Here is a 24,919-nt window from a genome sequence, read left to right as displayed (position 1 = left end):
GCTAATCCTAAGAGCTATTTATTAGGCTTAACCGTGTTTATTTATTTAAAAGTTGATTGGTAACTAATCTCTAATCACCAATCAACTAATCACTAATTCTTAATTATTTCCAGCAGCTCTTCTGCCTTTGGCTTTAGCAACAATTTCGTCCTGTACGTTACGTGGCGCTTCAGCATAGTGATCAAACTCCATGGTTGAAGTAGCACGGCCCGATGTAATGGTACGTAACTGGGTTACATAACCAAACATTTCTGAAAGTGGTACAGTAGCTTTAATTACCTGTGCACCGGCACGAGAGTCCATACCCAAAAGCTGGCCACGACGACGGTTCATGTCACCGATAACGTCACCCATGTTTTCTTCAGGGGTTAAGATCTCGATTTTCATGATCGGCTCCAACAATACTGGTTTACAACGTGGCAAAGCCTCGCGGTAAGCCATCTTAGCAGCTAACTCGAAAGATAGCGCATCTGAATCGACCGCGTGGAACGAACCATCGATCAAACGTACTTTTAAGCCGGTAAGCGGATAACCTGCCAACACACCATTTGCCAAAGAAGCCTCAAAGCCTTTTTGTACAGATGGGATAAACTCACGGGGGATTGAACCACCAGAAATTTCGTTGATAAAGGTTAAACCTTCTTTGCCATCATCATTTGGCGATAATACAACTTGTATATCAGCAAATTTACCACGGCCACCAGTTTGTTTCTTGTATGTTTCGCGGTGTTGTACCGAACCTGTAATAGCTTCTTTGAAAGCTACCTGTGGCGCACCTTGATTAACTTCAACCTTAAACTCGCGTTTAAGACGGTCCATGATAATATCCAGGTGAAGCTCGCCCATACCGCTAATTACGGTTTGGCCGGTTTCTTCGTCAGATTTTACGTGGAACGTAGGATCCTCTTCAGATAATTTACCTAAAGCGATACCTAATTTATCAACATCAGCCTGTGTTTTAGGCTCGATAGCTAAACCGATAACCGGGTCAGGAAAGTTCATTGACTCCAATATGATCGGGTGTTTCTCGTCGCAAAGGGTATCACCTGTTTTAATATCCTTAAAGCCTACTACCGCAGCAATATCACCGGCACCTACATTAGGTATCGGGTTTTGCTTGTTAGCGTGCATCTGGAAGATACGGGAGATACGCTCTTTATTGTCAGAACGCATATTGTGTATGTATGATCCTGCTTCCAGGTTACCCGAGTAAACACGGATAAAGCATAAACGACCTACGAAAGGATCCGTTGCAATTTTAAATGCTAAAGCTGCAAAAGGCTCTTTTTCTGATGGTTTACGTAAGATCTCTTCGCCGGTGTCTGGGTTAGTACCAATAATACCTTCAACATCCATAGGTGAAGGAAGCAATTCCATCACATAATCAAGCATGGTTTGTACACCTTTGTTTTTGAATGATGAACCGCAAACCATAGGTACGATCTTAGCATCTAACACTGCTTTACGCAATGCATCTAAAATTTCGCGCTCGGTAATTGAAGCAGGGTCTTCGAAGAATTTCTCCATCAAAGTCTCATCATAATCAGCTACAGATTCAAGCAATTTCTCTCTCCACTCGGTAGCTTCTTCGATCATATCCTCAGGGATAGGCACTTCGGTAAAGGTCATACCTTTATCATGCTCATTCCAAACAATACCTCTCCAGTTGATCAGATCGATCACACCTTTAAAGTTCTCTTCTGCACCAATTGGTAACTGCAATGGTACTGCGTTACTGCCCAGCATGCTTTTTACCTGTTTTACAACATTTAAAAAGTCGGCGCCGCTACGGTCCATTTTATTTACGAAACCTATACGGGCAACGTTGTAGTTATTAGCCAGTCTCCAGTTAGTTTCAGATTGTGGCTCAACACCATCAACCGCACTAAAAAGGAACACCAAACCATCCAGTACACGTAAGCTGCGGTTTACCTCTACAGTAAAATCCACGTGCCCCGGTGTATCAATAATGTTAATATGGTAATCTTTACCCCTGTATTTCCAACCAACTGTAGTAGCTGCCGAAGTAATGGTAATACCACGCTCCTGCTCTTGTGCCATCCAGTCCATTGTAGCTGCACCCTCGTGTACTTCGCCTATTTTATGGCTCACACCCGAGTAATACAGGATACGCTCTGTAGTAGTGGTTTTACCGGCATCAATGTGAGCGGCAATACCTATATTTCTTGTATATCTTAGATCTCTTGACATTTTCTTTTTATTGAGAGCGGAGAGCGGGGTGTGAAGACCGGTAAAACCCGTTCCCCGCGCCTCGCTCCCTGCACTAATTATTTTTAGAATCTAAAGTGAGAGAACGCCTTGTTAGCTTCAGCCATTTTGTGCGTATCTTCTTTCTTCTTAACAGCAGCACCTTCACCTTTAGCGGCAGATATGATCTCGCCTGCTAATTTCTCCATCATGGTTTTTTCACCACGACGACGGGCATAGCTGATCAGCCATTTCATACCCAAAGCAATTTTACGCTCGGGACGAACTTCTGTAGGCACCTGGAAGTTTGCACCACCAACACGGCGGCTTTTTACTTCAACAGCAGGCATTACGTTGTTCAAAGCTTTTTTCCAGCTATCTAAGCCGTTTTCGCTTGTTTTCTTTTCAACAATATCAATTGCATTGTAGAATATGGTGTAAGCAGTAGATTTTTTACCGTCAAACATCATGTTATTTACAAACCTGGTTACCAATACTTCGTTGAATTTTGGATCAGGAAGAAGGATTCTTTTTTTTGGTTTTGATTTTCTCATTATTACTATCCTCCTTTAATTATTTCTTTTTACCTTTTGCTGGAGCCGCTGCTGCTTGTCCTGGTTTAGGGCGCTTGGTTCCATATTTTGAACGACGTTGGTTACGACCGGCTACGCCCGAAGTATCTAACGCACCACGGATGATGTGGTAACGTACACCGGGTAAGTCTTTAACACGACCACCGCGGATCAACACAATAGAGTGTTCCTGTAAGTTGTGGCCTTCACCAGGGATGTAGGCGTTAACTTCTTTACCATTTGTAAGGCGCACACGTGCAACTTTACGCATTGCTGAGTTTGGTTTTTTAGGGGTAGTGGTGTACACACGGGTGCACACGCCTCTTCGCTGTGGACAGCTGTCCAACGCTGGCGACTTACTCTTGTCAACCAGAGCTACTCTACCTTTTCTAACTAATTGCTGAATAGTAGGCATTTTTCCTTTTTTGTATTTACAGTTTTATCCTTATTTTAAGGACTGCAAAGGTAGGCACTATTTTTTGATTTTCAAGGGCTTGGGAGAAAAAGATTTTTGTAATGGATTGATTGAGTGGAAGAACTGGGCAGGATGGGCAAAATTTAACTTAATATTTATAAATCATGTCATTGCGAGCGATAGCGCGGCAATCTCGTAGGACGTTAGGCTAAATTTTTGAAAAGCAAATATAGGGCTTCTATCTCCCGCCAGCCCCGCTTTACGCTAATACTGCACAGGCTTTAGGCGCAGGGCCGGTATCCGCTGCAATCGGGTTTAGTTGGCAAGGCCTGTGGCCTATCAGACCTGCCTCTCTGTAGAAATTTAAAGTAACAAAAAAACCCGTCCTTTAATTAAATATATTCACCAAGTATCTGCATAGCAATTATTCCAAAACATATGGTGACGTTATTTTGTCAGTAATATATTTATAAATGCCTGATTATAAGATGTTCATGTTTTGTTCACGTTGTATGTGTATCGTGAACGTGAACATATCTGTACTTACGAAGGAAAAAATTTACAACTTTTAAAAAGTTGTAAATCCTGATAAGCTGCACATTTACCCTCTATCCATACGTTAAAAGATGTTAAATACTATACCTATATATATAAGGTGCGGTTTTACCGTTATATATTCGTCTACTAAATAAATAATTGACTGATTTATAATATTCAACTATCTTTGCAAAATGTTTAAAAAACAACTACTCATATTTTCGGGCGTAATGTTCCTGCTTATTGTTACGCTTGGCAGTTGTAAAAGCAAATACGAAAAGTTAAAAGCAAGTAACGATAACGCTAAAAAATACCAGGAAGCGGTAAAGTTTTATAACAAAAAAGATTACTCGAAAGCCCTTGGTTTATTTGAAGACCTGGTAACCCGTTACCGCGGCCGTGCCGAAGCTGAAGACTTATTTTACTATTACGCTTACACAAACTATAAGCTTAAGGATTATACATCAGCAAGGTTCCATTTTAAAACATTTGCAGATACCTACCCTTCGAGCCCGCGTGCCGAGGAGTGCCGTTTTATTGCTGCATATTGCTATTACCTGGATTCGCCTATTTACTCTTTAGATCAGGAAAACACCACCAAGGCTATCGAATCGTTACAGTTGTTTATTAACCTTTACCCAAAAAGCGACCGCGTTACCGAGGCAAGCAAACTGATACAGAACCTGCGCGATAAGCTGGAGCAAAAATCCTACGCTAACTCTAAGCTATATTTAACCATAGGCGATTATCAATCGGCAGTTATTGCGTTTGGCAACACCCTGCGCGATTACCCCGATACTAAATATGCCGAAGAACTGGAGTTTTTAACCATACGTGCACAATACGAATACTCAAGGGTTAGCCGCGAAAACAGGCAGGAAGATCGTTTTAACCAAACCATAGCTTATGCTGATGAGTTTACCGAGAAATACCCTTCAAGTAAATTCTTAAAAGAGGCCGCCGACTATAAAAAAGACAGCCAGGAAGGCATCATTAAGGCTAAAAAATTTATGGCCGAATTAAATGCCAATCCAAAACTGGCCGAGAAAATTGCTAAGAAAGATACTGTAACTTCGCAGCCACCCTCAATTAAGGACAGGGATAATCAGAAAATACCATATTAATAATAAATAAAGACATGAACGTTAACAACCCAACTAACAAACCGGCTATTGCCAGCAGCACAGTTACCCGTGACCTGCGTGAACTGGATGTGAAAACCGACAATATATACGAGTCGTTGGTAATTATGTCAAAAAGGGCAAACCAGATCTCGAACAATATAAAAGAAGAGTTACACCAAAAGCTTTCTGAATTTGCATCGGCTAATGATAACCTGGAAGAGGTATTTGAAAACCGCGAGCAGATAGAGATATCAAAATACTACGAAAAATTACCTAAACCTACTTTGGTAGCCGTTCAGGAATTTTTAGATAACAAAATTTACTACCGCAACCCGGCTAAAGAAGCAAGGGAACTGTAGTAGCCCCCCGGCCTCCGTTAGCTAACGGAGGAGCTGGAAAGATATAGCCCTTCTCTGTACCGAGAAGGGCTTTGTTTGTTTAATAACGTTAGGTTATTTATATATTTGGATCATCGTTCACCCCTTCAGGGGGTTAGGGGGTTATATGCTTGAGGGTAAAAAGATAATTTTAGGGGTTTGCGGCAGTATTGCGGCTTATAAATCGGCAACGCTGGTGAGGCTATTGGTTAAAGCCGGTGCCCAGGTGCAGGTAGTAATGACACCCGATGCTACCAACTTTATTACCCCGCTTACCTTATCCACCCTATCTAAGCGTCCTGTATATTCCGACTATTTTAAGCCCGAAACCGGCGAATGGAACAACCATGTAGAGCTTGGCCTTTGGGGCGATGCCATGATCATAGCGCCGGCAAGCGCTAACACTATGGCCAAAATGGCCACAGGTTTGGTTGATAACCTGCTTACTGCTGTGTACCTGTCGGCCAAGTGCCCGGTGTATTTTGCGCCTGCAATGGACCTTGATATGTGGAAACACGAAACCACCCAGCAAAACATTACTGATCTTCAAAGCTTCGGAAATATACTGATGCCGCCGGGCAGCGGCGAACTTGCAAGCGGCCTGCATGGCGAAGGCCGCATGGCCGAACCAGAAGAGATAGTAGCTTTTCTTACCGATGACATCAAAAAGAAACTGCCTTTGTTTGGCAAACAGCTATTAGTTACTGCGGGGCCAACCTACGAGGCTATTGACCCGGTACGTTTTATAGGTAATCATTCATCAGGCAAAATGGGATTTGCCTTGGCGGATGAACTGGCTTCGCTGGGCGCGGATGTTACACTGATAGCAGGGCCAACGGCGCAGATTAGTAAATATAAAAGCATAAAACGGATAAATGTTACCAGCGCGGCAGATATGCTGCAGGAGTGTTTAACTTACTTCCCCGCTGCCAACGCCTGTGTAATGTGCGCGGCTGTTGCCGACTATACCCCGGCTACCGTATCGGCACAAAAAATAAAAAAGCACGACGACGGCCTTAATATCGAGCTGAAGAAAACTACCGACATATTAAAAACCCTCGGCGGGCAAAAACGCGATGGCCAGGTATTGGTTGGTTTTGCCCTGGAAACCCAGAACGAGGAGCAATACGCGATAGAAAAACTGGAAAAGAAAAATTTGGATTTAATTGTGCTAAATTCGTTGAACGATGCGGGTGCGGGGTTTAAGGGTGATACAAATAAGATAACACTCATTGATCGCCAATTGCATAAAACTACCTTCGACCTTAAAAACAAAGCCGAGGTAGCGCACGATATTTGTATTAAGCTGATTGAACTGCTAAAAAAATGAAAAGATATATAACTTTTTCCGTGTTGTTTTTTACCTGCTGCGCCGTGCAGGCCCAGGACCTGAATGCACGTGTAAAGGTTGTTGCCCCAAAAATACAGGTTACCAATAAGCGCGCCCTGCAAACTTTGGAAACCGCGATGAAAGACTTTTTAAACGGGCGCAAATGGAGCGCCGATGACATCGCCCCGCAGGAACGTATCGATTGTAATTTTGTGTTGAACATTACCTCCTGGGATGGCAGCAGTAACTTTAGCGGCGAATTGCAGGTACAATCGTCAAGGCCGGTGTTTAACTCAACCTACGGCACCACCCTGCTAAATATCAACGATAAGGATTTTGATTTTACCTATACCGAGGGCCAAACCATCGACTACAGCGACCAGAATTTTCAAAGTAACCTAAGCTCGGTAATGGCATTTTACGCCTATATTATTGTGGGGATGGATTACGATTCGTTCTCGAAATATGGTGGCACCCAGTATTTTCTGAATGCGCAAACCATTTCCATCAACGCGCAAACCACCTCGTTTAAAGGCTGGAAGGCTTTTGACAGTAACACCAACCGCTACTGGCTGGTAGAGAATTTAAATAACAAGCTTTACAACAACCTGCGCGAGTTTATTTATAACTACCACCGCAATGGCTTGGATATAATGGCTGATAACCCTTCAAAAGGCCGCAAGTATATCAGCAGCATACTACCTGTATTGAGCCAGGTAGATCGTAAACGGCTGGGCTCATATTTTCCGCTTGCTTTTTTTACAGCTAAAAATGCCGAGTTTGTTTCCATCTTCAGCAATGCTTCGCCGCAGGACAGGATGCAGGCTATGAACACCCTCTCGGCAGCCGACCCGGCTAACGGGGGTAAATACCAATCGCTTAAAGGGAAATAGTTAGGGGAAATTCCAAACGCTAAAGTCTAAGTTCTGATCTTAAATAGTTTTTGCTGTCCTCAGTATCTTTCTGTCGATATAAAAGGTACCGAAGGGGATGATGCATGCCAGCAACACTTTGCCTGTGGTTTTAAATTGCCATTTCTGTTCTACCCCTACGCTTACCGTATTCACAATAAACAACAGGAATAAGGCGCCGTGTACAGGCCCCATCGCTTTTACCATCACCGGATTGTGCCCTAAGTACTTAAGCGGTATCGCTATAAATATTAACACCAATAGTGAGATGCCTTCTAAAAAGCCGATGATGCGCAGGCGGCCAATGTTTGTGGAGAGTAATTGTTTCATAAATTAAAAGAATGTAAATATGGCCTTTGCGCCAGTGGCGAAAACGGCCAGGGTATAGCTATAAATATAATAAACAGCGCCAGGCCAAACCATATCAGTATCGTTTTAAACTTCCCGCTATCTGTTGGTTTACGCTTGGCCATAGCCGAGCCTATAGTAATGATAACAATTGCCGATACCATCAGCAATAAATGCAGCACACCGAAAAAGAATGGTTGGGTTATTTGTCCATCAGTGCCAATGGCGTGTAAAGTGAACTTAGCATTAGGGCTTTGCGTGTACAGTACAATACCAAGCATTAATTGGATATGCGCGATAGTGGCTGTCCAGTGCCTCACAAAATCGTCGCTTTTGGTAAAAGTTAGTTTACCGCTACAACCTTTATAAGATCTGTAAATGGCATAAAGTAATGTACCCAGTACGGCCCACCTAACCATCGAATGAAAAAATAACAGCGTATTTAACATGATTATAATATCAGCAACAAACATAATTAAAACATACCAATTAGTATGTTTTAACTGAAAAAAAATTGTTACCCGAGTTGCTTTAAATAGTTTTTTAGTTCCTGCAAATAGATTGGATAGCATGATGAGCCCATTGCCTTACCCATATTACGGATGCCACTGTAGCCGGCAACCACAAAACAGGCCACGTATTCGGCGTTAACATCCCCGCGGATCTCTTTTGTGGCTTTCCCCTGGTTAATGCTTTCTTTGATAGCAGCCTGCCATTGGTCGGTAAGTTTTACTAATGCTTGTTTAAAATCCTCATTCAGCGGCGACATCTCCTCTATTAAATTTACCGCAGGGCAGCCATATTTTGCCCTCAGGAACGGCACTTTCAATAACACGTTCCGCATCATTTCGTAGATATCGTTTATCGGGCTTTTGGCGTCTAACAATGGTTTTACCAAACTGGCGTACATCCCGGGGAAAATGACCTCGTTGATCATGGCCAGTCCCATTTCATCCTTGTTCTTAAAATGATAGAAGAAAGCGCCTTTGGTAACCTGGGTGGTAGCCAAAATATTATCTATACTCGTAGTCTGGTACCCCTGCTTATAAATAAGCTCGAAGGATTTGGTCAGGATCATGGTACGGGTAGTGGCCGCTTTAGACATTTTTTATACTGATTAGTATGTACACAAACGTACTGGTTAGTTTAGCAGCTTCCAAATTTATTTTACGATGAATGAACTTTAATTAAAAGAATTTCCCAACTTCTGCGTTTAGCGATAAACAATTCTTAAAATTCCTTAATTCTGAAAATTCGGGTTCAGGCGAATTGCTATCTTTACTCTTTTAAAAGCAATAGATTTATGATTAAACGGTGGGTGTTAAAAGATGCGGCAGATGCAAGTACTGTACAGGAACTCGCTGCCGGCCTTAACATTGATCCCGTCCTTTCTGCATTGTTGGTGCGGCGCGGTGTTAAAACCTTTGATGAAGCCAAATACTTCTTTCGCCCCTCTACCTTGCACCTGCACGATCCTTTCCTGATGCAGGATATGGAAAAAGCCATAGACCGCATCGAGCAGGCCATTGCCAAAAACGAAAAAATTTTGGTTTACGGCGATTATGATGTAGATGGCACCACAGCCGTGGCCCTGGTTTACAGCTTTTTTCAAAAGATCCACCAAAATATAGAATACTACATTCCCGACAGGTACAAAGAAGGTTACGGCATATCCACCGCCGGCATTGATTATGCAGCGGCCAATGGCTTCAGTTTAATTATCGCCTTAGATTGCGGGATAAAATCAGTTGATAAAATTGCTTACGCCAATACGCTCAATGTAGATTTTATTATCTGCGATCACCACCTTCCCGGCCCGGAATTGCCTGAAGCCATAGCCGTACTCGACCCAAAACGCGCCGATTGCGCTTATCCTTTTAAAGAACTTTCGGGTGCCGGTATCGGTTTAAAGCTGATACAGGCATGGTCTGATAAACACGGCCTGCCGTTTGAAGGTGTTGCCGAATACTTTGACCTCGTAGCGATTAGTATCGCCTGCGATATCGTACATATCACCGGCGAAAACCGCGTACTGGCCCATTTAGGCCTGCAAAAAATAAACGAAAACCCATGCATAGGCGTAAAAATGCTGATGCAGGTTGCCGGGCGCACAGGTACTTATACCATAAGTGATGTGGTGTTTTTATTGGGCCCCCGCATTAATGCTGCCGGGCGTATTGATGATGCCAAACATGCTGTTGAGCTTTTGATAGCCTGCCACGAGGATGCCGCCAAAGAAAAGGGCGACATGATCAACATCCGTAATACCGAACGGAAGGGCCACGATCAGCAAATTACCGACGAGGCTTTGGGAATGATAGATAACGACGAGGTGATGATAGCCCGTAAATCTACCGTGGTATTTAATAAGAACTGGCATAAAGGGGTTATTGGTATTGTGGCATCGCGCTTAACCGAAAAATATTACCGGCCAACCGTGGTGCTTACCCAATCGAACGGGCATGTTGCTGGTTCGGCCCGCTCGGTTTTAGGATACGATCTGTACGAAGCATTATGTGGCTGTAGTGATCTGTTGATACAATTTGGCGGGCACAGGTACGCGGCCGGCTTAACCATGCATCCCGAAAACGTTCCGGCTTTTATTCAAAAATTCGAGGAAGTAGTGAGTTCAACCATTACTGATGAACAACTGGTACAACAAGTAAGCATCGACGCGGAGATAGAACTGAAGGATATCGACGCTAAATTTTTCAGGATCCTGGCTCAATTTGCACCTTTCGGGCCCGAGAACATGTCGCCGGTTTTCCTCAGCAAAAATGTGTATGTTAGCGGTAACGCGGGTTTGGTGGGCAGTAACCATGTAAAAATGCTGGTGATGCAGCCTGGCTCGGCAGCGTTTAGCAGCATAGCCTTTAACCAGGGCGAGCTGCTGCATTTATTAAAACCGGGCGTGCCCTTTGATATTTGCTATACCATTGAGGAAAACGTATGGCGCGAACAACGCAGCATACAGTTAAATATAAAGGGGATAAAGCCCCACCCAAACCCTCCCCGAGAGGGAGGGCTTTAATAGGAATTTTAAAATTCTCCTCTATCGGGGGAGATTTAGAGGGGGCTATATGATTTTACGGGCAGAAAATTTAGTAAAGAAATATAAACAGCGCACCGTTGTAAACGATGTAACGTTCAACGTATCGCAAGGCGAAATTGTGGGTTTGCTTGGGCCAAATGGTGCCGGTAAAACAACCTCGTTTTACATGATTGTAGGTTTGATAAAACCCAACGAAGGCAAAATATTTTTAGAAGATGAAGATATAACCGGCGACCCCATGTACCGCCGCGCACAGAAAGGTATCGGTTACCTGGCGCAGGAAGCATCTGTTTTTCGTAAGCTTTCGGTAGAGGATAACATTAAGGCTGTGCTGGAAATGGGCAAAATGAGCAAGGACAAGCAGCGCGATAAGCTGGAAGAGCTGATAGATGAGTTTAGCCTGCACAAAGTGCGCCGTAACCGGGGCGATTTATTATCGGGTGGCGAGCGCCGCCGTACCGAAATTGCCCGCGCCCTTGCTGCCGAACCAAACTTTATCCTGCTGGATGAGCCTTTTGCCGGGGTTGACCCGATAGCGGTTGAAGAGATCCAGGCGATGGTTGCCAAATTAAGGCACCGCAATATCGGCATCCTGATAACCGACCACAACGTACAGGAAACCCTATCCATTACTGACCGTGCCTACCTGCTTTTTGAAGGGAAGATCCTGGAATCGGGCGTGCCCGAGGTACTGGCCGAAAACGAAATGGTACGTAAGGTTTACCTTGGCGCAAACTTTGTATTGAAAAGAAAAACGTTCCCGCAATAACTTTATATTTGGCTGTAGGTTGTTCATAGATGATAGTTCATGGTTCATAGAAAGCCCCAAAGATACGAACTATCAACTATGAACCATCAACTACGAACTATCAACTAACTTATGACCATAATCAACTCCGTATTTACCTGGTTCATGAAAAAGCGTATCCACCAGATAGAGCTTTTCAAGAAATACCCGAATGAGGTACAGGAGGAGTGGTTTGAGCAATTGATAGCCGGTGCCGAAAACACCGAATGGGGCAAGCAATACGGTTATAAAAGCATCGAGAACCTGGCACAGTTTAAAGATCGTGTTCCCATCCAAAATTACGATACACTAAAACCTTACATCGAGCGGATGCTCAAAGGCGAGCAAAACGTGCTTTGGCCGTCAGAGATCCGCTGGTTTGCCAAATCATCTGGCACAACCAGCGACCGCAGCAAGTTTATCCCCGTAAGCGAGGAGTCGTTAGAAGAATGCCACTTTAAGGGCGGTAAGGATATGCTTACCTTGTACTTTAATAACAGGCCCAACGCGCGCATTTTTACCGGGAAAAGTTTAACACTTGGCGGCAGCCACCAGGTTGGGCAGTTAAATGCCGATACTTTTTTTGGCGACCTATCCGCGGTGATCATGAAAAACCTGCCTGTTTGGGCTGAGTTTTACCGTACCCCGCACCTGGACATTGCCCTGCTCGAAAACTTTGAGGAGAAAATTGAAAAGATGGCCTATGCCACCAAGGATGTAAATGTAACCAGCATCAGCGGTGTGCCCACCTGGAATATTCTGCTGTTTAAGCGTATCCTGGAAATCACAGGTAAAAAAAACCTGCTGGAAGTTTGGCCAAACCTGGAATTGTATTTTCATGGGGCGGTTAACTTCACTCCCTATCGCGAGCAGTTCAGGAAACTGATCCCTAATGATGATATGTATTACCTGGAAACCTACAATGCATCCGAAGGTTTTTTTGGGATACAGGATGTAGAAAACCCCGGCGAATTGTTGTTAATGCTTGATTATGGCATCTTCTACGAGTTTTTACCGATAGAGAACCTGCACGAGGAAAACCCGAAAACACTTACGCTATACGAGGTTGAGCTTGATAAAAATTACGCGCTCATCATTACCACCAACGCCGGCTTATGGCGATATATGATAGGTGATACCGTTCGTTTTACTTCGTTGGTGCCTTATCGCATCCAGATAACCGGCCGTACCAAGCACTTTATTAATGCCTTTGGCGAAGAACTGATCATAGACAATGCCGAACGCGCCCTTGCCGAAGCATGCTCGCAAACCGGCGCTATTATTCGCGATTATACTGCTGCTCCCGTTTATTTTAACGATAACGAATGCGGCGCACACGAATGGCTTATTGAATTTGAAAAACGCCCCGCCGAGTTTGAACGCTTTGTTGACCTGCTGGACGAAACCCTGCGCCGTGTAAACTCTGATTACGATGCCAAGCGCTTTAAAGATATGGCGCTTCGCCGCCCGCAGGTAAAAGCGGTAGCCCAAAACACTTTTTTTAACTGGATGAAGGAAAAGGGAAAAATTGGCGGTCAGCATAAAGTACCTCGCCTTGCCAATAACCGCGAGTACGTAGATTCGATATTAAAAATGACGCAGTTTATAGTGAATTAGTTTTACTGCGGCCGGAGGCCTCATAATAGTCGTCACTCGCGAAGACGCGAGCGACTGCGTGGAATAAAGTTACCAATTTGCACTCGCCCGGCTCCAGCCGGGTGAGCAATATTATAAGGCCTCCGGTCGCCTCAAATCAAAATATTCACTTATCCTTGTAGCATTCGCGTAACCACTTGCGTAATAGTGTTATAAACTGGTCGAAATGAAAAAAACTTTACTGTTTGTGCTTGTAGTTGCCTGTTTTGCATCCTGCAAAAAGGACGATAACCCAAAGATCCCATCTGTTAACGGCACATGGGAATTAAGATCGATATCAGGTGGGTTTAGTCCGGGTGTTTCGATAGCTCCGGGCAAAGGGGACAAGTACCAGTTTAACACCAACAGCACTTATACTAAATCCTCAGACGGCAAAGAAACGGCTAAAGGTAAGTTCAGCATAAATTTTACGGGCGAAGAGCGGGGATTTAAATATGGTACCATAACATTTACCAACCCCGATTACCGCGACGCGTTTAGCTATAAACCCGATACCATTTACATCGGCACTTCTATAGCCGACGGGCCTACTTATCAATACATAAAAATTAAGTAAAAACTGTTAGCAAATGAAAAAGATCATTTTACTTATCGTAATTGTAACAGCCTTTGCGTCGTGCCAAAAAGATAATACTACCCCGGTTACTTCAAATGAGTTTACCGGCAACTGGGAATTGCGCGGACGTTATGGAGGCCTTATAGGCATCAACGAACATTATGCACCCGGTAACATGAACCTGCTCCAATTAAATATCGATAGTACTTATAAACTACTTGAAAAGGGTGCTTTGAATAAGCAAGGCGGTTACAGCATCAGGTTAAACACAGATACATTGGATGGCGTGGTTTACAACCGGATCTATTTCGACGATGATACGCAATACGGTACAGAGATCCGCCTTCACGGAGATACGCTTACCATCGGCACAACCATTACTGATAATATTGCGGTTGATTACCAGCGGGTAAAATAATCCCTCAGGATGAGGTGCAGGCACTGTAAATTTTCACCGCTTCAACAGCTTCCTTTACATCGTGCACGCGCAATATATTTGCCCCTTTCATCAGGGCGATGGTATTGAGCGCCGTTGTACCGTTCAAAGCTTCGTTGGCGGTGGTGCCTAATAAATTATAGATCATTTTTTTGCGGGATATACCTGCAAGCACAGGCAATTGCAATGTATTAAATTCCTGCAACCTACTCATCAGCGCGTAGCTGTGCTGTTGTTTTTTGGCAAAGCCGAAGCCGGGGTCTAAAATGATATCGTGCACGCCTAATTGCTTTAATTGACAGATCTTCTTTACGAAATAATCGTACACCTCAGCAAACACGTCTTCATAATTGGCCAATTGCTGCATGGTTTGGGGGTTGCCCTTCATGTGCATTAAAATATAAGGCACCTGCAAACGGGCAACGGTGGCAAACATATCCTCGTCCAGTTCGCCGCCCGAGATATCATTAATGATCTGCGCACCCGCCTTTACACCAGCCTCTGCAACCTTAGCGCGAAAGGTATCGACAGAAATAACAGCATCCGGAAAGGTTGATACGATAGTTTCAACCGCAGGCAACAGGCGGTCAGTTTCTTCCTGTACAGAAATATCAGTTGCGCCGGGGCGGGATGAATAGGCGCCTAAATCAAGGAAAGTGGCACCCTCGGTTAGCATTTTTTCGGCTTGCAAAAGTATATCTTCGGCATTTATTTTACGGCTTTCGGCATAGAAAGAATCAGGCGTAATATTGATGATGCCCATCACTTTTGGAGTAGACAGACCTATCAATTTACCATCTGCATTTATGGTTGCCTTTTTCTGAAAAAATGTATCTTTAGCCATCTGATGGTTGAAACGTTGTAAGGTTGAAACGTTGTAAAGTTAAAGTACTTTACATAAATCCTTTCACCCTATTTGCTGATAACATTTCAACCTTCAAACATTACAACTTTACAACAACTAAGTGAGCAACACAGCAGCAGAATACGAAGCGGTAATAAATATTTGCAGGGGCCTTTTCATCAAAAAAACTCGCGACTACGGCACCGCCTGGCGCATTTTACGGATCGGATCCATCACAGATCAGATCTTTATCAAAGCGCAGCGCATCCGTACCCTCGAAGAAAAAAAGGTTTCGAAAGTTAACGAGGACATCACCGGCGAGTACATTGGCATTGTAAACTATTGTGTTATTGCCATGATGCAGCTGGATTGCGCCCCCGAAACCCCTACCGAACTGGATGCTGCCGAGGTAGAAATGATATTTGATGGCAAGGTGAACGAGACCAAGGAATTGATGTTTGCCAAAAACCATGATTATGGCGAGGCCTGGCGCGATATGCGCATCAGCTCGTTAACCGACCTGATTCTGATGAAACTACTGCGCGTAAAACAAATAGAAGATAACAAAGGCCAAACCCTGGCATCCGAAGGTGTAAAAGCTAACTACCAGGATATGCTGAACTACGCGGTGTTCGCACTGATAAAACTTGGTGTAAAATGAAGAACGGATTGGTGTGGTTTTGCAGGATAGCCGTTGGGCTTTTATTCATTTTCTCAGGATTGATAAAGGCTAACGACCCGCTTGGCTTCTCGTACAAACTGGAAGAATACTTCGAGGTGTTTCACATCACCTGGCTAAACGGCTTTGCCTTAAGTATGGCCATTATACTTTGCGCGTTAGAAATGATACTTGGATTTGCCCTGCTGGTTGGTGCGCGGGCGATAAAGGTAGTTTGGGGTTTGTTATTGCTTATCATATTTTTTGCGTTCCTTACGTTCTATTCGGCTTACTTTAAAGTGGTGCAAAGCTGCGGCTGTTTTGGTGATGCTATTCCGCTTACGCCATGGCAGTCGTTTATTAAAGACTTGATGTTACTGCTATTGGTGTTAGTGTTGTTTGTGAACCGTAAAAGAATCAAACCGTTGGCCAATGCCAAGACTGGTGATAACCTGCTGATCGGCGCGGCAATTGTGTCCATCGGTTTTGGCTTGTACACTTATAATTTTTTGCCGGTGGTAGATTTTCTACCCTATAAAATTGGCGCGAACATCCTGGAAGAAATGAAGACCCCATCGGGTGCTGTGCCTGATGAGTTTGAGATCACCTACAAGCTTGCCAACAAAAAATCCAAAGAAACCAAAACCATGACCGACAAGGAGTACCTTAAATCGGGCATTTGGAAAGATGCCAGTTGGGAAATACAAGGCAACCCAGAAAGCCGGCTGGTTAAAAAAGGTTTTGAACCCAAAATACGCGACCTCAACATCCAGGATGCACAGGGGAATAATTACAACCAGGAATTGTTGTCGAGCCCGTTTTATAGCCTTTGGGTTGTAGCTTATAACCTTGATGACACTAACTCTGAAGCCGTTAACCGTATCAACGCTTTAGCCGCCAACCTTATCCAGAACTACAACACCCGTGTTGTATTCTTAACATCAAATGCCCCCGAAAGCGCGCAAAAATTTTCTAAAGACCATAAACTGGTAAGCGAATTATTTTACGCCGATGGTGTACCGTTAAAAACGATGGTGCGATCCAATCCGGGTATTATACTGTTAAAAAATGGCGTAGTGATAAACAAATGGCATTTTCATAATATGCCTAAGTACGAAGACCTTATTAAAAACTACCTGAGCAAACAATAATGGGCCTGATATTTTTAGTTGGATTTATGGGCTGCGGTAAAACATCATGGGGCCGCAAACTGGCAGCAGGATTAGGTTACGAATTTATTGACCTTGACCATACCCTTGAAGCCAAAGTGGGTTCAACCGTTGCCGAATATTTTGCATCGCATGGCGAAGAAGCGTTCCGTAACCTGGAAAGCGAAATATTAAAAACAACTGCTTATCCACAAAACACGGTAGTATCAACCGGCGGTGGCCTGCCCTGCTTTTTTGATAACATGGACTGGATGAACAGCCACGGACAAACACTTTATATACAATTATCGCCCAAGGCACTGGCTAACCGTTTAGAAAACGCCAAAACCCCGCGCCCCGTTCTGCAAGGCAAAAAAGGCGATGAACTGGTGGCATTTATCGAACACAAACTGGCCGAACGCGAAGGCTTTTATTTAAAAGCTACTCACGTGGTTGATGGTATAGATATGAGTGTGGAGAAGTTGGCGGGAGTGGTGGTGGGGTTGCATTGACTCAGCTATGTCATTGCGAGCGTAGCGTGGCAATCTCAGCATATCCAAGCGTAAATAAGCTAATCATACCACCCGATGCTTAAGTCATTGCAATCGGGATTTTCGTTAACTATTAAAGCTATCTTCTTTTTCCGCGAACCGGCCTTTATTTGTTTTTCACGCGCTATAGCATCTTGTATCCATTGAAATTCTTCGTAATAAACAAGTTTGCCACATTGATATTGCGCCGAGAAACCTTTATTCATTTTATCCTTATGCTGAAGTACACGATCCGCTAAATCATTGGTAACGCCGGTATAAAGCACGTTATTAGAAGCATTAGTAATTATATAAACGTAGTACTGGTGGATTTTCATTTATCCCTTTATTAGAAAAGCCGTTTACTTGTCCTATGAGATTGCCACGCTATCGCTCACAATGACATGGTGGTAAGCGCGTAACATTCTACCTCAAATAAACAGCATCCTCCTGTCCTTCTTCGTCCAGCACCACGTCTACATGCTCTTTAATAACAGTTGAGAGGGCAATACCGGCATAATCTGTAGTTACCGGGAAGTTTTTGTGGTTACGGTCTATAAGTACTACCGTGCGCAGCTTTTTTAGGGGGACATCAAGGAATACGCCGAAACCGTAAGCGAGGGTTTTGCCGCTGTTCAGCACATCATCAACCAAAACAATAACTTTATTACTGCAGTCCTGTACGTCAAAATTGGTTTTGGCCTGCAGCTGGCTGCTTTGTTTATCCAGTTCAATAGTTAACAACCTGCTGGTAAACGGTGCAATTTTATCTAAAACGGTTTTTAAACGCCCGGCTACGTGGTTACCGCGGGGCAGGATCCCGGCTATAAGGATCTCCTTCTCGTCAAAATTATCTTCCAATATCTGGTAAGCAATACGGTCTATCTTCTGCTGTATTTGCTGCTGGTTTAATATCAGGATCTTTTTATCAGACATGGGGAGTTTTTTGTAACGTTGGAAGTTAAATGTTGGAATGTTTGATACGGTTTAAAGGTAAAAATAACTTTACAACATTTCAACCTTATAACATTTCAACTTTTTACATACGGATAATACACAAAATTAGCCCCTTCTGGTACTACCACAAACAGGCACATAAAATCGTTGGGGTTTTTATAGGTGTTCAGGAAACGTTCCTTCAATTCAGTTTTGATGATGCCGCGCTCTACAAATTCTTCTATAGTTGAGGCGTGGATGCTCCATTCGGTGTTCAGTTCTATCCTGTCCAATATCAGTTCACCGAGTTTAATTTCATGCTGATGGGCGATGAATATCGGGTGTAGTGAAAGTCCTTCAACCATAATTTCTATAGCTACCTCGCGGATAGATTCGTTAAAGAATTTAAGATCGCGCTCTAAACTTACCAGCGGACTGTCCTTTTTTGGCTGCTGTTCTGCCCCTCGTTTCTCGTTAAAAAGTTCTTTAGCTTCCATATTTCTGTTGTATAAAATTATTCTTCGGGTGGGGTTTGCGGTTTGGTGGTTTTTGCATTAAACCTTGGTTTGAAACCAATTTTTGGTGCGGCAGGTGTTAGTTCTGTCACAGGCTTTTCTTCTTCCGCAGTTTTAGTTTCTGCAGGTGGTTGCTCTGTCTTTATCTCCTCCGTCCCAGCAGGTTTTGGTGCCATCGTTTTCATGTTGAAACGCGGTTTAAAGCCTGCCGGTTTTGGCGTAGTGGCTTCTTCTGCCGGGGCTGTTTCCGTAATTTCTTTCGCAGGTTCTGCTTCGGACTTTACCTCTTCCGTTTCAGCAGGCTTCGGTGCGGCCATCTTCATATTAAAGTGTGGCTTAAAGGCCGGCTTAGGCGCGGTGGTATTTGCCGATGGCGTTGTCCCTGCCTCATCCTTAACAGGTTCTGCTTGCGGTTTAGCTTCGTCTTCAGCAGGTTTAGCTGCAACCATTTTCGCGTTGAAACGGGGTTTGAAAGCGGGTTTGGGAGCGGTGTTTTCTGCTGCGGAAATTTCAACTTTCACGTCAGTTTCCGCCGGGGTTTCCTGCTTTTCCTCAACAGGTTTGCTACCCATGCCTGGTTTAAATCTTGGCTTAAAGCCGGTAGTTGATGCAGGGATGGTATCGGTAAGTGTTTCTACAATTGTCTGTTCGGCCAATTGGTTTTCCTGGTGCATTTTCTCCGGCTTAAGCTCGGGTGCAAGGTGATATAACAATCTCAGCTTATTGAACCAGTATTTTTTGGTATGGTCGAAACTTTTCTCACCCATTTGGTTAAAGTGCTTTTCAAATTCGGCAAACAGGCCCGGCTCTGCTGCTTGTAAAGCAGCCAGGTCTATACGCTTCTTATTAAAAAACTCTTCAAAAGTCATTTGTATAATTTGAAAATCTGTTGATTGAAAATTTGAAAATTGATATTCATTTTCAAATTGCCACATCTTCAAATTGAGTAATTAAAGTGCTACATCCACATCCAGCGCGTTAAAGTGGATGCCGGTTGGGGTTTGTTTCCAATCTTCGCGCTCCTCTTCAGTAGCGTTCATCAGACCCGGGAACCACTCCAGCGGGAACGCCTGCTGCTTGCCATCTGCTTTTTCTACAAAAAGCAAACCATTGGCAAAGGTCACCTTAACTTTTTTTTCCTGCTTGCTTGATGAAAATAGTGGCATTTGTATTAAGTCAAAAGTTTAAAGTTAAACTTATCGTTCTAATAAATCCGAAATCGAAAATCCGAAATCCGAAATTGTCTTACTCCGCCATATTATGGTACACCGCCTGCACGTCGTCGTCTTCTTCCAAACGGTCGATAATCTTGAAAACATCAACGGCTTGCTCTTCGGTTACCGATGTGGTTGACTGTGCAACACGTTCCAACTTGGCCGATTTTGTTTCGATACCTATCTCTTCCAATGCTTTTTGCATTTTACCAAAGTCTTCAAAAGCGGTATGCAAAACTGCTATATCGTTTCCTTCCTCGTCGGCCTCCACAAAAAGGTCTTCCAAACCGGCATCTATCAGTTCAAATTCCAGTTCTTCCAGGTCGCGGTCGCCCGGATCAAATGTAAATACCGATTTACGGCTGAAAATAAAATCCAACGAGCCGGTTTTACCCAGTGTACCGCCATATTTTGTAAAATAGCTGCGCACGTTGGCAACAGTACGGTTCAGGTTATCTGTAGCGGTTTCTACCAATATAGCTACGCCATGCTGCGCGTATCCTTCGTAAACAATTTCTTCGTAATCTTTTTCATCACGACTGGTTGCCCTTTTAATGGCAGCCTCTACCCTATCCTTAGGCATATTTACCGCCTTAGAGTTTTGGATAGCCGTACGCAGGCGCGAGTTTGTGGTTGGGTCGCCACCGCCTGCTTTAACAGCCATTACAATTTCCTTACCCAAACGGGTAAACTGCACGGCCATCTTGGCCCAACGCTTAAATTTTCTTTCTTTACGGAATTCGAATGCTCTTCCCATATTAATTGGTTTGTCCATGGTCCATGGACTATAGACCATGGACACAGCGAATATAATATTGTTTTCTTAAATAATCTTTTTCAGGTTAGTTAGCATATCCCCGGTGATCTTGGCGAGGTCGTAATCTAACTGCCAGCCCCAATCTTGTTGTGCCTGGGTATCGTCTATCGATTTTGGCCAGCTATCGGCAATGGCCTGGCGGGGGTCGCTATCTGCGTAGCTCATCTCAAAATCGGGGATATGCTTTTTAATTTCTTCGGCCAGTTGCTCGGGTGTAAAGCTGATGCCTGCCAGGTTATAGCTCGACCGGATGCTCAGGTTTTCGGCCGGGGCATCCATCAAATTAATGGTAGCGCGGATAGCATCGTCCATATACATCATGGGCAAAGCTGTTTGTGCCGACAGGAAGCCCTGGTATTTACCTTTTTTCAATGCTTCATGGAAGATATGCACCGCGTAGTCTGTTGTACCGCCTCCGGGGTTTGCGCGCCAGCCAATAAGGCCGGGGTAACGTAAGCTACGCACATCCACACCATATTTAACGTAATAGTATTCGCACCAGCGTTCGCCGGCCAGCTTGCTAAAGCCGTAAACCGTGTTGGGGTCCATTACGCAATATTGCGGGGTATTGTACTGTGGCGAGTGCGGCCCGAAAACCGCTATCGAGCTTGGCCAGAATATTTTTGAGGTTTTAAACTCCACGGCAAAATCAAGCACGTGCAACAGGCCGGTCATGTTCAGGTCCCAGGCCATTTTTGGTTTTTGTTCGCCTACGGCAGATAGGATGGCCGCCAGCAGGTACACTTGTGTGGGGCGGTGCTTATCAAATAAATGGTGCAGGTTATCCTTATCCAGCACGTTCGCAAACTCGAACGGCCCGCTATTGCGAATGGCATAGTTAGGGCTGTTTATATCAGATGCTATAACGTTTTCGGCACCGTGGATGCCTCTTAAAGCAGTTACCAGTTCGGTACCAATTTGCCCATTGGCGCCAATCACTAAAATCTTTTCGCTCATGCAATCGCAGGTTTAGGTACAAAGGTAAAAAATTGCATCAAAACCTTTAATTTTTACAAAAACAAAGGTTTATATACTAAATTGGTAGACAAACTGGTGAATAAAAGCGAAAAAAATCGCATATTTGCAATTTAACATATACACACATAAATTAACAAAATGAAAGTCGCAGTTATTGGTGCCACAGGATTGGTAGGCACTAAAATGTTGCAGGTTTTGGCCGAACGCAACTTCCCCGTTACAGAATTAATTCCCGTAGCTTCCGCTAAAAGTATTGGTAAAGAAATCACTTTTAAGGGTAAGCAGTTTAAGGTGGTTTCTGTTGAGGATGCGATAAAGCAGAAACCGGACGTTGCGCTTTTCAGTGCCGGCGGCAGTACTTCGTTAGAGCAGGCGCCGTTATTCGCGGCTGCAGGTATTACCGTTATCGATAATTCATCAGCATGGCGTATGGACCCAACCAAAAAATTGGTTGTGCCCGAAGTGAACGCAGATGTGTTGACCGCTGATGACAAGATCATCGCGAACCCAAATTGCTCAACCATACAAATGGTGGTGGCCTTAAAACCCCTGCACGATGCTTATAAAATTAAACGCGTTGTGGTATCCACCTACCAATCGGTAACCGGTACCGGCGTTAAGGCAGTTGACCAGCTTTTTAACGAGCGTAAAGGTATCGACGGGCCAAAGGTTTACCCTTACACCATCGACCTGAACGTGATCCCCCAGATTGATGTATTTACCGAGAATGGTTACACCAAAGAGGAAATGAAAATGATATTGGAGACCAAAAAGATCATGGGTGACGATAGCATTAAGGTTACCGCTACCACTGTGCGCATCCCGGTTATGGGTGGCCACTCGGAGTCGGTAAACATTGAGTTTTTGCACGATTTTGATTTGAGCGAAGTACGCGAGCTGCTGGCAAAATCGCCGGGTATTGTAGTAGTGGATGATACCGCAAACCTAAAATACCCAATGCCGCTTGACGCGCACGACAAGGACGAAGTATTTGTTGGCCGCCTTCGCCGTGACGAAAGCCAGGATAATACCCTTAACTGCTGGATAGTATCTGATAACCTACGCAAAGGAGCAGCTACTAACGCTGTGCAGATTGCGGAATACCTGGCTGCCAACCATTTGATTGGGCAGGCGGTTGAGGTTTAGAGATTGAGAATTGTGATTAGAGATTAGTTTCTCTGCATATTTAATAGGGATAATCTGATGATTATCCCTATTTTTATTTGAAAACCTTTAAAAATTGTCATTGCGAGGAGCGTAGCGACGTGGCAATCTCAGAGGACATGCGGATATGCTAAGATTGCCACGCTATCGCTCGCAATGACATGTTTTTATGGCTGTTAAGAGGCTTTCCCTTATCTTTACCCCCATGCCTCAACAAAAAGCTGTAATTATTGGTGCCGGTATAGCGGGGATAGCAACGGCTATCCGTTTGGCGGTTAAGGGTTACACGGTTGAGGTTTACGAGGCTAACAGTTACCCGGGTGGTAAGTTATCGCAGTTTGAGCAAGATGGTTACCGTTTTGATGCCGGGCCAAGCCTGTTTACCATGCCGCAATATGTGGATGAACTTTTTAAACTCGCCGGTAAAAACCCTGCTGATCACTTCACCTACCAAAAGCTGGATGTAGTTTGCAAATACTTTTACGAAGATAGCACTCGCTTAAGCGCCTATGCCGATACCCAACAATTCGCTCAAGAGATTGAAAGCAAAACCGGTGAACCTGCTGCATCCGTAATAAAACACCTTGCCAATAGCAGCGATATTTACAGCATAACTAATCACGTATTTTTAGAGCGATCGCTGCATAAGCTAAAAACTTATTTGAGGTGGGATACGGTTAGGTCGATATTGAGATTTCCGAAAATTGATCCATTGAGGGCCATGCATAAGGCTAACCAATCTAACTTTAAAGATAAGAGAATCGTACAGTTTTTTGACAGGTATGCGACCTATAATGGATCTGATCCCTACCAGGCGCCCGCTACCCTGAATGTTATTCCGCACCTTGAGCACCACTTCGGCGCATATTTTCCCTATGGTGGCATGTACAGCATCCCCCAAAGCCTCGTTAAGCTGGCAGAAGAGTTAGGTGTAAAGTTCCATTATAATTATAAGGTGGATGAGATCGTAGTAATCAACAATAAGGCAAAAGGTATCCGCGCAAAAGGCGAAAATATTTTGGCCGACGTGGTAGTTTCTAATATGGACGTTTGGTTTACCTACAACCGCCTGCTTGGCAAATATCCAAAGCTACATCCGCAGAAAATTTTAAACCAGGAACGCAGCAGCTCGGCATTGATATTTTACTGGGGAATAAAAAAGCATTTCCCGGAGCTTGATCTGCACAACATATTTTTTAGTGCCGATTATAGGGCCGAGTTCGGGCACATCTGGAAGCAACAGGATATTTATAATGATCCCACGGTTTACCTCAACATCAGTTCGAAATATAAAACAGATGACGCGCCGGAAGGCTGCGAAAATTGGTTTGTGATGATCAACGTACCCGCCAACAACGGGCAGGATTGGGACAAGCTTATCGCAGATGCACGGCAGCATATTATTGCTAAGCTTTCTAAAATACTTGGAGAGGATATCGCGCCACTCATCGTATGCGAAAGCATCCTTGATCCGCGCAGTATCGAAAGTAAAACCTCATCGTATAAAGGCTCTATCTATGGCACCAGCTCCAATAACCGGTTCGCGGCATTTTTGAGGCATGCCAACAAGTCATCAAAAGTTAAGGGATTGTATTTTTGCGGGGGGAGCGTACACCCCGGCGGCGGCATCCCGCTTTGTTTGTTATCGGCGAAGATAACAGCGGATATAATTAGCTAACGTTATTACGAGGCACGAAGCAATCTCAACACTTGCATAAACGCCATATTTCCGTCGTTGCCTATCGGGAGATTGCGTCGTACCTAAATGACGCGATGTTTAAAGCCCCCTCCTTTGGAGAGGATTGA

28 protein-coding genes are annotated in these 24,919 nt (G+C 44.1%); 14 read left to right on the top strand and 14 right to left on the bottom strand.

Translation table 11 applies throughout. From position 1 onward, the window contains the following. Nucleotides 1–99: 99 nt before the first annotated feature. From fusA to rpsL, 3 genes are all read right to left on the bottom strand, one after another. A complete protein-coding gene (gene fusA / locus EWM62_RS08215) occupies nt 100–2,211 on the bottom strand; it encodes an elongation factor G (RefSeq protein WP_129876186.1) in 2,112 nt (703 codons plus the stop codon). A gap of 83 nt (nt 2,212–2,294) precedes the next feature. Further along, nucleotides 2,295–2,762, bottom strand: a complete 468-nt coding sequence (rpsG, locus tag EWM62_RS08210) for a 30S ribosomal protein S7 (protein WP_129876185.1) — start codon at nt 2,760–2,762, stop codon at nt 2,295–2,297. A gap of 19 nt (nt 2,763–2,781) precedes the next feature. Beyond that, a complete protein-coding gene (gene rpsL, locus EWM62_RS08205; protein WP_002993550.1) occupies nt 2,782–3,195 on the bottom strand; it encodes a 30S ribosomal protein S12 in 414 nt (137 codons plus the stop codon). A 731-nt stretch (nt 3,196–3,926) separates the two neighbouring features. Between rpsL and EWM62_RS08200 the strand changes: the two genes are divergently transcribed. The 4 genes from EWM62_RS08200 to porD all read left to right on the top strand — a co-directional run bounded on the left by EWM62_RS08200 (nt 3,927) and on the right by porD (nt 7,456). Then, nucleotides 3,927–4,856 carry an outer membrane protein assembly factor BamD gene (locus tag EWM62_RS08200; RefSeq protein ID WP_129876184.1) on the top strand — a complete coding sequence of 310 codons (930 nt, stop codon included), beginning with the start codon at nt 3,927–3,929 and terminating at the stop codon, nt 4,854–4,856. A 14-nt stretch (nt 4,857–4,870) separates the two neighbouring features. Next, nucleotides 4,871–5,215: a DNA-directed RNA polymerase subunit omega gene (locus EWM62_RS08195; protein ID WP_129876183.1), complete on the top strand. Its 345-nt coding sequence runs from the start codon at nt 4,871–4,873 to the stop codon at nt 5,213–5,215. A 145-nt stretch (nt 5,216–5,360) separates the two neighbouring features. Next, nucleotides 5,361–6,563, top strand: coding sequence for a bifunctional phosphopantothenoylcysteine decarboxylase/phosphopantothenate--cysteine ligase CoaBC (coaBC, locus tag EWM62_RS08190; RefSeq protein ID WP_129876182.1), 1,203 nt, complete (start codon nt 5,361–5,363; stop codon nt 6,561–6,563). Further along, complete coding sequence (gene porD, locus EWM62_RS08185) at nt 6,560–7,456, top strand: type IX secretion system protein PorD (RefSeq protein ID WP_129876181.1); 897 nt, start codon at nt 6,560–6,562, stop codon at nt 7,454–7,456. The genes coaBC and porD overlap by 4 nt, the downstream gene beginning before the upstream one ends. A 39-nt stretch (nt 7,457–7,495) precedes the next feature. Here porD and EWM62_RS08180 read toward each other — a convergent pair whose 3' ends face one another. The 3 genes from EWM62_RS08180 to EWM62_RS08170 form a co-directional block, all read right to left on the bottom strand. After that, a complete protein-coding gene (locus tag EWM62_RS08180) occupies nt 7,496–7,804 on the bottom strand; it encodes a DUF3817 domain-containing protein (protein WP_129876180.1) in 309 nt (102 codons plus the stop codon). Next, nucleotides 7,801–8,271 (bottom strand): hypothetical protein, encoded by a 471-nt coding sequence (locus EWM62_RS08175; RefSeq protein ID WP_129876179.1) that lies wholly within the window; start codon nt 8,269–8,271, stop codon nt 7,801–7,803. The genes EWM62_RS08180 and EWM62_RS08175 overlap by 4 nt, the downstream gene beginning before the upstream one ends. Before the next feature lie 68 nt (nt 8,272–8,339). Beyond that, nucleotides 8,340–8,927: a TetR/AcrR family transcriptional regulator gene (locus tag EWM62_RS08170; protein WP_129876178.1), complete on the bottom strand. Its 588-nt coding sequence runs from the start codon at nt 8,925–8,927 to the stop codon at nt 8,340–8,342. A 198-nt stretch (nt 8,928–9,125) separates the two neighbouring features. Here EWM62_RS08170 and recJ point away from each other — a divergent pair, with 198 nt between their 5' ends. The 5 genes from recJ (at nt 9,126) to EWM62_RS08145 (ending at nt 14,291) form a co-directional block, all read left to right on the top strand. Further along, nucleotides 9,126–10,853: a single-stranded-DNA-specific exonuclease RecJ gene (recJ, locus tag EWM62_RS08165; protein ID WP_129876177.1), complete on the top strand. Its 1,728-nt coding sequence runs from the start codon at nt 9,126–9,128 to the stop codon at nt 10,851–10,853. A gap of 49 nt (nt 10,854–10,902) precedes the next feature. After that, nucleotides 10,903–11,643, top strand: coding sequence for an LPS export ABC transporter ATP-binding protein (gene lptB, locus EWM62_RS08160; RefSeq protein ID WP_129876176.1), 741 nt, complete (start codon nt 10,903–10,905; stop codon nt 11,641–11,643). Nucleotides 11,644–11,754: 111 nt separating this feature from the next. Then, nucleotides 11,755–13,278 carry a GH3 auxin-responsive promoter family protein gene (locus EWM62_RS08155; protein WP_129876175.1) on the top strand — a complete coding sequence of 508 codons (1,524 nt, stop codon included), beginning with the start codon at nt 11,755–11,757 and terminating at the stop codon, nt 13,276–13,278. Between the two features lie 205 nt (nt 13,279–13,483). Further along, nucleotides 13,484–13,873, top strand: a complete 390-nt coding sequence (locus tag EWM62_RS08150; RefSeq protein WP_129876174.1) for a hypothetical protein — start codon at nt 13,484–13,486, stop codon at nt 13,871–13,873. A gap of 13 nt (nt 13,874–13,886) precedes the next feature. Then, the gene (locus EWM62_RS08145) at nt 13,887–14,291 is read left to right on the top strand and encodes a membrane lipoprotein lipid attachment site-containing protein (RefSeq protein WP_129876173.1); all 405 of its coding nucleotides are present in this window, start codon (nt 13,887–13,889) and stop codon (nt 14,289–14,291) included. A 4-nt stretch (nt 14,292–14,295) separates the two neighbouring features. On the opposite strand, the gene folP is transcribed toward EWM62_RS08145, so the two are convergent. Beyond that, complete coding sequence (gene folP, locus EWM62_RS08140) at nt 14,296–15,153, bottom strand: dihydropteroate synthase (RefSeq protein ID WP_129876172.1); 858 nt, start codon at nt 15,151–15,153, stop codon at nt 14,296–14,298. A gap of 121 nt (nt 15,154–15,274) precedes the next feature. Between folP and EWM62_RS08135 the strand changes: the two genes are divergently transcribed. The 3 genes from EWM62_RS08135 to EWM62_RS08125 are packed head-to-tail and all read left to right on the top strand — an operon-like array spanning nt 15,275 to nt 17,471. Next, nucleotides 15,275–15,814, top strand: a complete 540-nt coding sequence (locus EWM62_RS08135) for a DUF1599 domain-containing protein (protein WP_129876171.1) — start codon at nt 15,275–15,277, stop codon at nt 15,812–15,814. Further along, entirely contained in the window at nt 15,811–16,962 is a 1,152-nt protein-coding gene (locus tag EWM62_RS08130) for a BT_3928 family protein (RefSeq protein ID WP_129876170.1), read from the top strand. The genes EWM62_RS08135 and EWM62_RS08130 overlap by 4 nt, the downstream gene beginning before the upstream one ends. Beyond that, nucleotides 16,962–17,471 (top strand): shikimate kinase, encoded by a 510-nt coding sequence (locus EWM62_RS08125; protein WP_129876169.1) that lies wholly within the window; start codon nt 16,962–16,964, stop codon nt 17,469–17,471. The genes EWM62_RS08130 and EWM62_RS08125 overlap by 1 nt, the downstream gene beginning before the upstream one ends. 59 nt (nt 17,472–17,530) lie before the next feature. Here the strand turns inward: EWM62_RS08125 and EWM62_RS08120 are convergent, their stop codons facing one another. The 7 genes from EWM62_RS08120 to EWM62_RS08090 form a co-directional block, all read right to left on the bottom strand. Beyond that, nucleotides 17,531–17,827 (bottom strand): GIY-YIG nuclease family protein, encoded by a 297-nt coding sequence (locus EWM62_RS08120; RefSeq protein WP_129876168.1) that lies wholly within the window; start codon nt 17,825–17,827, stop codon nt 17,531–17,533. A gap of 88 nt (nt 17,828–17,915) precedes the next feature. Further along, on the bottom strand, nt 17,916–18,425 hold the full coding sequence (locus EWM62_RS08115; RefSeq protein ID WP_129876167.1) for a phosphoribosyltransferase family protein: 510 nt from the start codon (nt 18,423–18,425) through the stop codon (nt 17,916–17,918). Nucleotides 18,426–18,520: 95 nt separating this feature from the next. Further along, nucleotides 18,521–18,922, bottom strand: coding sequence for a hypothetical protein (locus EWM62_RS08110; protein ID WP_129876166.1), 402 nt, complete (start codon nt 18,920–18,922; stop codon nt 18,521–18,523). Nucleotides 18,923–18,939: 17 nt separating this feature from the next. Then, the gene (locus EWM62_RS08105; protein ID WP_129876165.1) at nt 18,940–19,809 is read right to left on the bottom strand and encodes a hypothetical protein; all 870 of its coding nucleotides are present in this window, start codon (nt 19,807–19,809) and stop codon (nt 18,940–18,942) included. A gap of 81 nt (nt 19,810–19,890) precedes the next feature. Further along, nucleotides 19,891–20,106, bottom strand: coding sequence for a DUF2442 domain-containing protein (locus EWM62_RS08100; protein WP_129876164.1), 216 nt, complete (start codon nt 20,104–20,106; stop codon nt 19,891–19,893). Between the two features lie 79 nt (nt 20,107–20,185). Then, on the bottom strand, nt 20,186–20,911 hold the full coding sequence (locus tag EWM62_RS08095; protein ID WP_129876163.1) for a YebC/PmpR family DNA-binding transcriptional regulator: 726 nt from the start codon (nt 20,909–20,911) through the stop codon (nt 20,186–20,188). Nucleotides 20,912–20,977: 66 nt separating this feature from the next. Then, nucleotides 20,978–21,928: an NAD-dependent epimerase/dehydratase family protein gene (locus EWM62_RS08090; RefSeq protein WP_129876162.1), complete on the bottom strand. Its 951-nt coding sequence runs from the start codon at nt 21,926–21,928 to the stop codon at nt 20,978–20,980. 159 nt (nt 21,929–22,087) lie between these two features. Here EWM62_RS08090 and EWM62_RS08085 point away from each other — a divergent pair, with 159 nt between their 5' ends. Together EWM62_RS08085 and crtD are read left to right on the top strand one after the other, a co-directional pair. Continuing rightward, a complete protein-coding gene (locus tag EWM62_RS08085) occupies nt 22,088–23,095 on the top strand; it encodes an aspartate-semialdehyde dehydrogenase (protein WP_129876161.1) in 1,008 nt (335 codons plus the stop codon). A 223-nt stretch (nt 23,096–23,318) separates the two neighbouring features. After that, a complete protein-coding gene (gene crtD, locus EWM62_RS08080) occupies nt 23,319–24,791 on the top strand; it encodes a 1-hydroxycarotenoid 3,4-desaturase CrtD (protein ID WP_129876160.1) in 1,473 nt (490 codons plus the stop codon). The last annotated feature ends 128 nt before the right edge of the window (nt 24,792–24,919 follow it).

Source organism: Mucilaginibacter terrigena (assembly GCF_004168255.1).
GTDB classification, from domain to species: domain Bacteria; phylum Bacteroidota; class Bacteroidia; order Sphingobacteriales; family Sphingobacteriaceae; genus Mucilaginibacter; species Mucilaginibacter terrigena.
Note: the sequence above shows the minus strand (reverse complement) of the source record. Positions and strands in the feature narration are given on the sequence as shown.

Bases quoted from the DNA above. Each gene is read 5' to 3' on its own strand.
- EWM62_RS08170 (WP_129876178.1), bottom strand. From the start codon at position 8,927: ATGTCTAAAGCGGCCACTACCCGTACCATGATCCTGACCAAATCCTTC.
- EWM62_RS08195 (WP_129876183.1), top strand. From the start codon at position 4,871: ATGAACGTTAACAACCCAACTAACAAACCGGCTATTGCCAGCAGCACA.
- EWM62_RS08145 (WP_129876173.1), top strand. From the start codon at position 13,887: ATGAAAAAGATCATTTTACTTATCGTAATTGTAACAGCCTTTGCGTCG.
- EWM62_RS08155 (WP_129876175.1), top strand. From the start codon at position 11,755: ATGACCATAATCAACTCCGTATTTACCTGGTTCATGAAAAAGCGTATC.
- EWM62_RS08200 (WP_129876184.1), top strand. From the start codon at position 3,927: ATGTTTAAAAAACAACTACTCATATTTTCGGGCGTAATGTTCCTGCTT.
- EWM62_RS08090 (WP_129876162.1), bottom strand. From the start codon at position 21,928: ATGAGCGAAAAGATTTTAGTGATTGGCGCCAATGGGCAAATTGGTACC.
- EWM62_RS08100 (WP_129876164.1), bottom strand. From the start codon at position 20,106: ATGCCACTATTTTCATCAAGCAAGCAGGAAAAAAAAGTTAAGGTGACC.
- rpsL (WP_002993550.1), bottom strand. From the start codon at position 3,195: ATGCCTACTATTCAGCAATTAGTTAGAAAAGGTAGAGTAGCTCTGGTT.
- EWM62_RS08105 (WP_129876165.1), bottom strand. From the start codon at position 19,809: ATGACTTTTGAAGAGTTTTTTAATAAGAAGCGTATAGACCTGGCTGCT.
- EWM62_RS08130 (WP_129876170.1), top strand. From the start codon at position 15,811: ATGAAGAACGGATTGGTGTGGTTTTGCAGGATAGCCGTTGGGCTTTTA.
- crtD (WP_129876160.1), top strand. From the start codon at position 23,319: ATGCCTCAACAAAAAGCTGTAATTATTGGTGCCGGTATAGCGGGGATA.
- coaBC (WP_129876182.1), top strand. From the start codon at position 5,361: ATGCTTGAGGGTAAAAAGATAATTTTAGGGGTTTGCGGCAGTATTGCG.
- EWM62_RS08115 (WP_129876167.1), bottom strand. From the start codon at position 18,425: ATGTCTGATAAAAAGATCCTGATATTAAACCAGCAGCAAATACAGCAG.
- EWM62_RS08120 (WP_129876168.1), bottom strand. From the start codon at position 17,827: ATGAAAATCCACCAGTACTACGTTTATATAATTACTAATGCTTCTAAT.
- EWM62_RS08180 (WP_129876180.1), bottom strand. From the start codon at position 7,804: ATGAAACAATTACTCTCCACAAACATTGGCCGCCTGCGCATCATCGGC.
- EWM62_RS08175 (WP_129876179.1), bottom strand. From the start codon at position 8,271: ATGTTAAATACGCTGTTATTTTTTCATTCGATGGTTAGGTGGGCCGTA.
- EWM62_RS08150 (WP_129876174.1), top strand. From the start codon at position 13,484: ATGAAAAAAACTTTACTGTTTGTGCTTGTAGTTGCCTGTTTTGCATCC.
- fusA (WP_129876186.1), bottom strand. From the start codon at position 2,211: ATGTCAAGAGATCTAAGATATACAAGAAATATAGGTATTGCCGCTCAC.
- lptB (WP_129876176.1), top strand. From the start codon at position 10,903: ATGATTTTACGGGCAGAAAATTTAGTAAAGAAATATAAACAGCGCACC.
- EWM62_RS08110 (WP_129876166.1), bottom strand. From the start codon at position 18,922: ATGGAAGCTAAAGAACTTTTTAACGAGAAACGAGGGGCAGAACAGCAG.
- porD (WP_129876181.1), top strand. From the start codon at position 6,560: ATGAAAAGATATATAACTTTTTCCGTGTTGTTTTTTACCTGCTGCGCC.
- rpsG (WP_129876185.1), bottom strand. From the start codon at position 2,762: ATGAGAAAATCAAAACCAAAAAAAAGAATCCTTCTTCCTGATCCAAAA.
- recJ (WP_129876177.1), top strand. From the start codon at position 9,126: ATGATTAAACGGTGGGTGTTAAAAGATGCGGCAGATGCAAGTACTGTA.
- EWM62_RS08125 (WP_129876169.1), top strand. From the start codon at position 16,962: ATGGGCCTGATATTTTTAGTTGGATTTATGGGCTGCGGTAAAACATCA.
- EWM62_RS08095 (WP_129876163.1), bottom strand. From the start codon at position 20,911: ATGGGAAGAGCATTCGAATTCCGTAAAGAAAGAAAATTTAAGCGTTGG.
- folP (WP_129876172.1), bottom strand. From the start codon at position 15,153: ATGGCTAAAGATACATTTTTTCAGAAAAAGGCAACCATAAATGCAGAT.
- EWM62_RS08085 (WP_129876161.1), top strand. From the start codon at position 22,088: ATGAAAGTCGCAGTTATTGGTGCCACAGGATTGGTAGGCACTAAAATG.